The sequence below is a fragment of the Streptococcus sp. 27098_8_99 genome, from assembly GCF_041431935.1.
Taxonomy (GTDB): domain Bacteria; phylum Bacillota; class Bacilli; order Lactobacillales; family Streptococcaceae; genus Streptococcus; species Streptococcus parasanguinis_D.
The window spans coordinates 212,119-223,078 of record NZ_JAPVYQ010000002.1; the positions used below are offsets into that span (position 1 = coordinate 212,119).

8 protein-coding genes are annotated in these 10,960 nt (G+C 46.5%); 1 reads left to right on the plus strand and 7 read right to left on the minus strand.

The genetic code is table 11. The annotated features are described in order from the left end of the window. Positions 1-338: 338 nt before the first annotated feature. From O3605_RS02380 to O3605_RS02400, 5 genes are all read right to left on the minus strand, one after another. Positions 339-2,324 (minus strand): FtsX-like permease family protein, encoded by a 1,986-nt coding sequence (locus O3605_RS02380; RefSeq protein WP_371585176.1) that lies wholly within the window; start codon positions 2,322-2,324, stop codon positions 339-341. Next, positions 2,325-3,083 (minus strand): ABC transporter ATP-binding protein, encoded by a 759-nt coding sequence (locus tag O3605_RS02385; protein WP_049497710.1) that lies wholly within the window; start codon positions 3,081-3,083, stop codon positions 2,325-2,327. A 15-nt stretch (positions 3,084-3,098) separates the two neighbouring features. After that, the gene (locus tag O3605_RS02390; protein ID WP_256263169.1) at positions 3,099-3,227 is read right to left on the minus strand and encodes a hypothetical protein; all 129 of its coding nucleotides are present in this window, start codon (positions 3,225-3,227) and stop codon (positions 3,099-3,101) included. A 114-nt stretch (positions 3,228-3,341) separates the two neighbouring features. Continuing rightward, positions 3,342-4,316, minus strand: a complete 975-nt coding sequence (locus O3605_RS02395; RefSeq protein WP_049497713.1) for a sensor histidine kinase — start codon at positions 4,314-4,316, stop codon at positions 3,342-3,344. Beyond that, positions 4,309-4,986: a response regulator transcription factor gene (locus tag O3605_RS02400; protein ID WP_003006080.1), complete on the minus strand. Its 678-nt coding sequence runs from the start codon at positions 4,984-4,986 to the stop codon at positions 4,309-4,311. The genes O3605_RS02395 and O3605_RS02400 overlap by 8 nt, the downstream gene beginning before the upstream one ends. A gap of 169 nt (positions 4,987-5,155) precedes the next feature. Between O3605_RS02400 and O3605_RS02405 the strand changes: the two genes are divergently transcribed. Further along, on the plus strand, positions 5,156-6,340 hold the full coding sequence (locus O3605_RS02405) for a DUF2974 domain-containing protein (RefSeq protein ID WP_371585177.1): 1,185 nt from the start codon (positions 5,156-5,158) through the stop codon (positions 6,338-6,340). A gap of 239 nt (positions 6,341-6,579) precedes the next feature. Here O3605_RS02405 and O3605_RS02410 read toward each other — a convergent pair whose 3' ends face one another. Together O3605_RS02410 and O3605_RS02415 are read right to left on the minus strand one after the other, a co-directional pair. Then, a complete protein-coding gene (locus tag O3605_RS02410; protein WP_371585178.1) occupies positions 6,580-9,858 on the minus strand; it encodes a pneumococcal-type histidine triad protein in 3,279 nt (1,092 codons plus the stop codon). A 7-nt stretch (positions 9,859-9,865) separates the two neighbouring features. After that, positions 9,866-10,801: a metal ABC transporter solute-binding protein, Zn/Mn family gene (locus O3605_RS02415; RefSeq protein ID WP_152904308.1), complete on the minus strand. Its 936-nt coding sequence runs from the start codon at positions 10,799-10,801 to the stop codon at positions 9,866-9,868. Positions 10,802-10,960 lie beyond the last annotated feature (159 nt).

Consider the following 10,960-nt stretch of genomic DNA (forward strand, 5'->3'; position numbering starts at 1 on the left):
GTTCAGTCTTTTTTGTGTATCCCTTTGAAAAACAAAAACAATCGCAGTCGGTTTTCGTACAAAAAAGCCCGCTATGAGTAAGCTAAAAAAATTGACAATTCTTTTCTTTGAATAACCTATGCTGGATTATTGTGCAAAAATATCCAAATAATATCTGATTATTATTAGAGTATATTGAAACTTTCCGCTGTGAGAAAAGTGCCTGAAACAATTATGTTTCAGGCACTCGGAATTATTGAGACCTTAGGCTCAATAATTAGTCATGGAACTTCATAGAAGTTCCATGACGTCCGTACTCACCTAAGGAAAGTTTCTAATTTGATTCAAGCTTCTTTTTCTTATATCTGCACAATCTTACGATAGCTCCGAGAGGTGATCCAAAAGACGATCAGGTAGGTGATGAGAAAGACGGCGCAGACGCTGAGGGTCACGACGAGGACTTGGCCACTATTGATGACACCGAGGACTTTGAGAATGAGGCGGATCATATGGTAGGCAAAGGCCAGATGGATAAAGGCAAAGATGAGAGGGAGGAAAAAGACAGTCCGCACTTGACGGTTGATGGTCCGTTTGACCTCGTGTTCATCGAGCCCCACCTGTTGGAGGATGACGAAGCGGTCACGGTCTTCATAGCCTTCTGAGATTTGCTTGTAGTAGATGACGATGACCGTTCCGACCATAAAGATCAGTGACAAGAAAATTCCGATAAAGAAGATGCCACCAAAGAGGCTATTCAACTCTGCCACATCATTGGCTCGGTTACCTCCATAGATAAATGTTCCTTGGCCCTGTTGGCTGCTCAATTCATCGATCATCTTGTCATAGCTGGCTGCTAGCTTGAGTTGCTGGTCTTCATCGACATTGACATTGAAGCCACCGTAGATATTGGTATTGATGGCAAGATTTGGAAACTGGGCGACAAAGGCTGAGAGATCAGGTACGATCAGGTAGTTGAAATCCTCCGTCAGCATATTAAACTGATTTGGAACATGATCGGTGATAAAATCCTTGGTCACTTCTTCCTTGACTTGGAAGTCTTTCCCATTGATAGTGAACTGCTTTTGCCCCTTAAGAGCCTCGTTATGGGCAAAGAGGATGACTTGGTTGCCTGTCAGATCGACCTGTTCGCCTGTCATGTGTTCATAACTAGCCGAATCAAAGACCATAAAGACAGTTTTAGGAGTGACGCTGCGTTCATCAGCTGGATAGACGGTGAAGGCTGTGCCCTTTTGTGATTTAACCCCAAAGTTGGCATAGGTCATCAGGTCACGATTCTTGATCTCGAGATGGTGTTCAGAGGCAAATTCATCAAATTTCTGATTGATCTGCTCCAAATCGACCCCTTTTCCTTGGACAGAGAAATCATGAGGCGCCATGATTTTCTTGACCATTTCGCTACCGACATAGATGTTGGTTGCTGCAGAGATAGTTACTAGCACCATGGTCGAGAGGATGGCAATGGTCGCAAGCCCCACTGCATTTTTCTTCATACGATAGATGAGGTTAGAGACCGAGATCATATTATTGGGCTGGTAATAGTAGCTCTTCTTTTTCTTAAGCAGGTGCAAGAAGACGGTGATCCCCGCATTAAAGAGCAGGTAGGTCCCGATCATGACCAGGATAACGGCTAGAAAGAAGGTCACAAGCGCAATGATGGGGTCTTTGACAGACAAAGCTAGGTAATAGCCAAAACCAAGAGAGGCTAAGCCCAGGATGGTTTGAGGCCACAAGAAGCGGGCTTTCTTTTCGCCACTAGCCTTCTCACGAGTTAGTTGCAGGGCATTCAAACGGAGAATGCGCCAAGCGTTGAGAAGAATCAAAAGTCCAAAGATGAGACCAAAGGTGACAAAGACCAAGATGACAATCCCAGGTTGGAAGGTAGATACTAGCTGGACCTTCATCTTCATGAGTTTCAAGAGGAAGGCAAAGATCAGCTTGTCAAAGAGGGCTCCAATCAAGACGCCGGCTGAGATAGTCAGAAAGCCAAAAAGCAAGAGTTCCTTGAAGATCATGCTGATGAGATGCTGTTTCTCAAGACCAAGCATGCTGTAGATTCCCAGCTCTTTGGAGCGGTTTTTCATGACAAAGCTATTGGCATAGAGCACAATGATAGCACCCGCAGCATTGACCACGAAGAATCCCAAGCTGAGAGTGAACACTATAGAAGATCCTCCTCGAAGCTCGTGAATGTGGGGATTAAAGGTCAGGGAGTCAAAGAGGTAGGCGATGGTCACTGCGAGAATGACCGCAATCGCAAAAGGATAATAGAGCTTGCGGTTCTTGATCAGATTGGAGCAAGCTAATTTAGTGGTTAATCGTAACATCTACTCCACCTCACTTGCCATGACCGTCAAGGTATCCGAGATTTCTTGGAACATCTGACGCTCTGTTTTTTCCCCGCGGAAGATCTGGTTGTAAAGGATCCCATCCTTGATAAAGAGCACGCGCTTGGCCCTCGCTGCTGCGGCGGTTGAGTGGGTCACCATGAGGATGGTTTGTCCCATGCTATTGATATCTTCAAAGACATCGAGCAAAGCAGCCGAAGATTTGGAATCCAGCGCCCCTGTTGGCTCATCAGCAAGGAGAATTTCAGGTGAGGTGATGATGGCCCGTGCTACAGCCACCCGTTGCTTTTGCCCACCAGAGATTTCGTAAGGATATTTTTCTAAGAGCTGGTGAATGCCCAACTCCCAACTCACGCTATCCACCTTACTCATCATTTCCTTAACGGATCTGCGTGAGAGGACGAGAGGGAGAAGGATATTGTCCTTGACGGACAAGGTATCCAGCAGGTTGAAGTCTTGAAAGACAAAGCCTAGTTTTTCCCGACGAAAGCTCGAGGCATCCTTGTTCTTGATAGTTGAAGTATCGGTACCGTTGAGGTAGACACGTCCTTCGGTCGGCTGGTCCAGCATGGCCAGGATATTGAGGAGGGTTGATTTCCCGGATCCTGATTCCCCCATGATAGCCACGTACTCACCTTTTTCCACGGTAAAATGGATATCCTTTAAGGCTTCAACCTGCGTTCCTTGAAAGCGGGTTTTGTAGATCTTTTTGATATGTTGAACATCTAGTAATGACATACTTTTCTCCTTTTACTAGTAGATCAAGAAAAATTCTTGGGTTTGTTGCAGGACTTGGAGACCAAATTCCGTCTTTTCCAGATCGGTTTGGTTATTTGGTTTCTTAATCTTTTTGGGTTGTTTCATCCATTTCAAGAGTTTCATTTTCTTGACCTCCTTCATTTGATGAGACTATTGTATAAAAAATAAAAGGCGGCTACCATAACCTAACCTTTCATTTTGACCTTTATTTCTTACATTTTTGTAAGATGGGGAATCTTAATCCATGACCAACTTCTTCTCTTCAAAGCGAATGGCAACGGTCGTGCCTTGGCCGACCTCTGAATGGAGAGTGATCCTGTGGCCCAATTGCTCTGCGATTTTCTTAGATAGATAGAGCCCCAGCCCTGAAGATTGCTGGGTCAGGTGGCCATTGTAGCCGGAGAAGCCCCGCTCAAAGACGCGAAGGACATCGCTATTTTTGATCCCAATCCCGCTATCTTTTATATAGAGAGTCTGGTCTTTAAAATAGATTTCAATTCCACCGGTGCTGGTGTACTTGAGGCTATTGGACAAAAGCTGCTCGATGATGACTAGGAGCCACTTGCGATCGGTGATGACCTCCTGCTCCAAATCATGCAGATCCACGGTCAAGTTCTTTTGGATAAAAAAGAGGGCATACTTGCGGACTACTTCTTTGACCAAATCTTCTACCGACACGCGCTTTAAGACCAGATCATCATGAAAACTCTCCAGTCGCAGGTACTGCAAAACCAGATTGGCATAGGAATCAATCTTAAAGAGCTCCTGCTCCATCTGCTGCTTGACAATGGGTGTCTCGACATCTTGCACCAAGAGCTGGCTGGCCGCAATGGGCGTCTTAATCTGGTGAACCCAGAGGGTATAGTAATCCATCAGGTCATTGAACTTGGCCTGGGCGGTCTTCCCTTCCTCCAGGCGCGCCTGCTGTTCTTCCGTGTATTTTTCATAAAGGAGATGTTCCAGAGGTGAGGCAACCTCTATTTCCTCATAAAGTGCGGCTTTACGATAGTCTTGAAAGGTCATGGCGAAATCCCAGATCAAGACACAGAAGGCAAAAAAGCCTAGCACTAGGGTCGCATAGAGGAAAACCGTCCCCGTCTCTGGAAAGAGATAGGCAAAGACCAAATCGACGATCAAAAAGATGACCAATAGATAGAGTAGGCGCCTGCGGGATACCACATACTGCCAGAAAATCGTTCCAAATTTATTCATGGGTCAACCCGTAACCGATGCCTTTCTTGGTTTCGATGAAGTTTGACAAGCCAGCCTCCTCTAGTTTCTTGCGAAGGCGGGCCACATTGACAGACAAGGTATTGTCATCAATAAAGAAGTCGCTATTCCAGAGCTCCTTCATCATGTCATCGCGTGCCACGATACTGCCCGCATGCTCAAACAGGACGCGAAGGATCTGAAATTCATTCTTGGTCAACTTGATGACTTCCCCTTCATACACCAAGTCCGTAGACTTGAGATTGAGGATGGCTCCCCGGTGCTCCAGCAGATTTTGATCTGTCCCAAATTCGTAGGAGCGGCGCAAGAGACCTTGGACCTTGGCAAGGAGGACATTTTGGTCAAAGGGCTTGGTGACAAAGTCGTCTCCACCCATATTGATGGCCATGACAATATCCATGGCTTGATCCCGTGAAGAAAGAAACATGATCGGAACCTTTGAAACCTTACGAATCTCCTGGCACCAGTGGTAGCCATTGTAGAGAGGCAGGCCAATATCCATGAGGATCAAGTGGGGGTCACTTTCGACAAAGATCCCGAGGACATCCATAAAATCTTCTACTGCAACCACTTCATAGCCCCATTGTTCCAATAATTGTTTGACCTGTTGGCGGATAATTTCATCGTCTTCCACTAAGAGAATTTTATGCATGGCTTTCTTTCCTTCTTTTTTTCTTCTTCCTATTATAACAGATTAAACAGCAGAGAAAAAGGCTGTTTCATAGGGAAAGAAGAACTGGCTCCTCCTTTCTTGATGGGAGGCGCTTTTTCTCCATCCATTTTTGTGCTATACTGAAAGAAATAAGACACGGGAGGCACAGATGTCGACGATTTTTGATTACCTAAAAGAAGTGACTTATGATTCCATATATGACCGTCCCTTCAATGAACTGGATGTTCTCGCTTTGACAGAGCTGACCTATCTGCCCTTTGGACACATTGTACCTCAAGGAGATACAACAGGAATCCCAGTGCGCCTGTCTGATGCGATGGAACTGATCGATCGGACTACCGATTTTATCGTGAGTAACCAGCACCTCCAATTAGTCGATGAGTTGGCTACTTCAAAGCGCTTTAATAACATCAAACTCCTCAACTATGTCGATGAGTACGATCCCGATGTGCAAAAACAGTTTGCGGCCATGACCTATCGGCTTAGTCTGGATACGTATTTGGTCGTTTTCAGAGGGACGGATGATACCTTGATCGGCTGGAAGGAAGACTTCCACATGACCTATATGAACCATGTTCCAGCTCAGAAGCGCGCAGCCAGCTACCTGCAACATGTCATGAAGGAATTTCCAAAAGGACATTTCTTAGTAGCCGGTCACTCCAAAGGGGGAAATCTCGCAACCTATGCCTGCTCGTATCTACCTGATTCCTTATTTGAACGGGTCGACGCGATCTACAGCTACGATGCTCCTGGCCTCAACAAGGCCATTATCGAAACCGAAGGCTACCAGCGCACGTCTCCAAACATTCGGCGCTTTGTCCCTCAGGGATCCATCGTTGGCATGATGTTGGAAGTGCCAGAACCGACGACCATTGTCAAGAGTCGCGCCTTTGGTGGCTTTGCCCAGCACGACGCCTTCACTTGGGAAATCAAGGACTACAGCTTTGTGACCGTTTCAGAAACCAGTCCAGATAGCCAGCAGACCGATCTGACCTTGAAGCAATGGGTTCGCGAAACATCGGCAGAGGAGCGCAAGAAGTTTTTTGACACCTTTTTTGGCATTTTTCTGGATGCCGGTATCACTTCCATCAATGACCTAACGGATCTCAAACAGCTAGCTAAGGCCAAGGAAATCCTCCAAAATGCCCAGGATTTGGATCCAACCGAGCGGGAAATGCTAGAACGCTTAGCCAAGCAGCTCATCGATACCCGCTTTCAAGCCTGGAAAAAATGGCAGACTGTCCCCCGCATCCTGGTTCAAATGACCGCATTTTTCAAGCGAAAAAAAGCAGTCGAGTTTCCCTCACCACTGCTCCTGGAGCACAAGGAGTGAGGCTCAACAACTGAAAAAAGAGACCACTTCTTCTATTCACTAAAATGCAAAAAGAGGCTGGGACAAAAGTCCTAGCCTCTCAATTATTTTTGGATTGTCGAGCAAGACGCAGTGGTTGAGTGGGCTCTACTACGCTGATTTCATCAGCTTTTACAGCCCTACTCAACTGTGCGGAGGTGGGACGACGAAATCGAATTCTAACGAATTACCGATTTCTGTCCCACTCTCTTTTCTATTTTCTATTGGTTCTGAGGAGACGGAGTATCTGGCGTGCTTGCTTCTGTTACAGGTGCGCTTGCAGGCTCTGTTTCTGTCTCAGTTGTGGCAGGCTTGCTTCCTTCTAAAGCTGCTGCTTCTTTTTCCACCGGAGTTTCTGTAGCGACAGGCGTTTCAACCGTGGTAGCTGGTTTGCTCGCTTCGCTTGCAGATGGCGTTGCTGCCAACTCTGCCTGGAAGGCTTGGATGGCCTGTAGTAAAGCTGCTTTATCACTCTTTGGATTAGCTAATTGGTCAAAGAGAGCTTCTAAGCGATCAAACACCGCATCACTAGCTCCCTTGTCCTGCAATTGTTGGTGCAAGGCCATCAATTGGTTATAGAGCTGTTGATAAAGAGCGACATCCCCAATTTGAGGCTCTTCCGTTTTCTTTTGTTTTTGCTTTTCAATGGTATCACTGATTTCGCGTAGAAGTGCTTCCCCACTTGTAATAGCCTTGTCTGGATCAGATTCTTTTCCAAGCTGAGCCAAGCCTGCTTCAAAAGCCGTTCGTTTGCCTTGGTCTTCGACTTGTGGCAAGAGCGACTGGATTTGCTCTAAGAGAGCTGTCAAAATCTTGTTCTGTTGACGGGCTTCTGTTGCCTTATCCAATTCTCCATTCAAGCCTTTGAGGAAATCATAAACCGCTACGTTGTAGGATGGAGTTTGACTTCCTTTTTGATCCAAAACTGTTTTTTCAATAGGATAGGTTTGGCCTTTTTCTTGGGAGAAGAGCTGATCAATAGCTTGCTTGGTTTGGTAGAGTTCCATAAAGTGAGACTTGGAATCCCAAGCTTCTTCAAAGGCTTGAGCTCGGTAGAGCTTCAAGGCTAGATCTGCTGCCTTAGTGCGGAGTTCTGGTGTCAAGCGCGCATCGCTCAAGCTTTGGTAGAAATACTTGAGGTAATCGACCGATGTCACACCCGTCCGATCTTGCATCTCCTGAACAGCTTCTAATAGCTTCCCTTCCTGCTCTAAACGCTTGCTGTCCTTGGCAGTATAGGCTTCCTGCAGTTGAGAGACCAACTCTTCCTTCTTCAATTGGAAGGCTTCTGTGTCTAGCAAACGCACTTGTTCCAGCAACTCTTGGTAACGACGGTCCAAGGCTGTCTCTTCTTTTGGTTTGACTGCTTGAGTCGCATGAATGTACTGCTCATCAACCTGTTTGAGACTGGCTAGGTAGCCCTCTGTCGAGTTACTTGGGAAACTCTTGACATTTTCCAAGAAGTGGCCCAAGATGAGCTCAATCCGTCTTTGTTGCAACGGATCAGAAGCATAGAGGCTGCGACTTTCCGCTAAGAGCTGGTTGACTCTGTCCTCTACAACTTTCTTGTCCAAGTCTCCTTTTTTGTAAGGAGATTGGATGGTTGGAAGACTGTGGGCTAAGTAGTCTGCTAGTCCTGCTGAGCGTACCTTGATGTAGTGGTTGTGATCGCCATGCGGGATGACAAACTGACCATTTTCAATCTGGAGGCTATATGGAGAAATCCCTGAACGAAGCGCTGTTGCATAGAGTTCATTGATAAAGTCTAGTTCAGGATTGCCAGTTTCAAGTGGGATGCGGACATGTTCCTTCCGAACGGCATAAGGATGGATGTGGGTCGGATCGTATTCTTGGTCTGGATTGTTAAAGACAAAGAAACCATTGGAAATCTTGATGGCCTCGCGAGGGACACCGTAGGTCTTGCTGATGTACTGGATCTTTTCCTCATCTGAGGCATCACGAGAATAGGTCGCAACATCATCTGTCAGGGGCTGACCCTTGTCCTCTTCTTTCTTACCAGCTAGAGTTGCCTCTGCTGCTGCAATCTCTTGAGGTGAGAGATCCTTCTTGTAGAAGTAATGGGCATGGTCTCCGTGAGCGACCATATATCCCTCGTCATCCTTGCTGATGACATGGTCAGCATGGAAACCATGATCATGTTCGCCTTCATGATGATGGTCATGATCGGCTTCATGGTCCTCATAGTCATGCTTGTGATGAGGATCTTCCTTCTCATGGTCGTGGTCATGATCAGGATCAACTGGTTTTGTGCTCGGATTTGAAGGCAAGCCTGGACTTACTTCTGTTGGACTACTAGATCCTTGAGCACGAAGCAATTGGAATTGCCGCGCCAACTCACGCTCTAAAGGCGATAAGGAGCTGTATGGGATAAAGTGGAAATGATCCCCATGAGGGTAGACAATCCCTTGATCGGTCCACTTGGTAATCTTGCTTGGATCAAAGACAGAACCATCAGACTCCACATGACGAGAAGACAACGGGGCTTTCTGCAATTCTTCGATCAAGTTGGTCAGGGTTAGACTCGGTTTAGATGCAGCCGGTTTAGAAATCGTTGGGGTCGTCTGTGTATTGGTTGGACTGGATGACGGCTGGTTGCTCGCTTGCTTCCCAAGGCTTGGAGAGGCTTGATCTGGAGTAGCTTGCTCTGTGCTTGCTCCAGCTAGGTGTGAGTTCCCAGCCTGATGACCGGCTTGACCACCTAAGACGGAGAGGGCTGCTGCTAACTCTCCAGCAGATAAAGCACTCTTTGGAATATAATGGAAATGGCCACCATGGGGCACAATAAAGCCATCCCCTGTATCTGAAATGACATCTCCAGGGCTAAAGACATAACCATCGTCCGTACGGTAGCCACCTCCTGTATGGTTCTTAGCCGTCAGCATCTCAAGGGTCTTACCTTCTTTCAGCGCTTGACTCGGTTGACGGAAGTCACGGGTCTTGCCTGCCTTGTGCGAGGAGCTCGCTTGCACCGATCCCGTTTCCCCTTCTTCTTTGGTGCCTCCCTTTTGCTGTTGGGCAATCTCTTCGATCGAGCGCACATTGACTGTATGTTGGGCATCCTTTAAGTAGAGATAGTATTTCCCAGCGCGTTTGATAATATAGCCATCCTTGACCTTGCTCACGATATCCGCTTCTTGCAGCTGGTAAGTTGGATCCCGCAAAATCAACTCTTCACTAAAGATGGCATCAAATGGAACCTTGCCGCTGTAGTAATGAAAATGATCCCCATGAGAAGTGACAAAGCCTTCATCTGTAATCTTGATGACAATCTGCTCTGCCTGGGTCTTTTCCTTGGCATTGACCGCTTCGATGCTGTCTTCCTTTTTGCTGGAGGAAGTCGCTGACGATTTCTTGTCCGCTTGCAAATACTGAATCTGATTCTTTTTCTCTTCCTTGACTTGTGGTTGCTGACTGAGCGCATAGGCACAGAGTCCTAACCCCAAGGTCGCTACAATTCCAATCGTTCCCTTTTTCTTCATTCTTGATTTACTCCTCTAATTCCTTGGCTAAAGTCGCCATAGTTTCTTCTAAATTTTCTAATAGATCCTTATCGTTTTGTGGATCGGCTTCCAGTGGATCCAAGACCTTGACACGCGCCCCTGTTGCCTTGGCGATACTATCTGCCACTTTTGACGACGTGTGCTTTTCCACAAAGATCGTTTTCACCTTGTAGTCTTTGACAAACTGCTGGATCTCGGCCAATTGCCGAGCGGTCGGTTCTTGCTCTGGGGAAATCCCTGCAATCCCTAACTGCTTGAGACCAAAGCGTTTAGCCAGGTAAGAAAAGGCCGTATGCTGGGTCACAAAAGTCTTTTGCTTGGCCTTGTCAAAGAGAGGCTGGTAGCGGGCTACCAGTTCCTCACAGCGCTTTTCAAGCTTTTGAGCATTGGTCTGATAGCGCTCCTTGTTCTTTGGATCAATCTCTCCCAAGCGCTGGGCGATGATCTTTCCTTCCTCTGCGATTTTTACAGGATCCAACCAAGTATGCGGATCATACAAGTGCTTGGCTTCTTTTCCCTGACCAGCCTCGACATCCTCTAATCCAGCCACCTTATCAAGGGTCATTCCTTGGCTACCTTCGATCACTCGCAACTTGGAACCTTGAAGATTGGGATCTAAGCGACCGGCCCAAGATTCCAGGGTCTGAGAATGATAGACAAAAACATCCGCATCATAGATCTGGGCCACTTCTTTGGTAGAGGGTTCATAATCATGGATCCCTGCACCTGACTGAACCATCCAGATGTCATTTTGATCGCCAGAGATTTCCTTGACCAGGGCATAGATGGGATAAAAACTCGTGACAATTTTAAGACCTTTTTTAGAAGGGGGCTTGCCCGCATTTCCTTGACTTCCACAAGCTGTCAGCAGAAAGAAACCGAGAAACAAGAGTCCCAGAACCTTCATTCTTCTCCTATTCATCCTTCACCTCTTTTTCATTTTTATTAACTAGTTTATTAATCAGTTAATTAACTAGTTAATAATACTGCGAATCATTTGCTTTGTCAAGCTTTTTTTACATTTTTTTCCTTTTAATGCTAGAGACTAACAGTTGCCTAGACTCCACGAGCCTTACTTGCA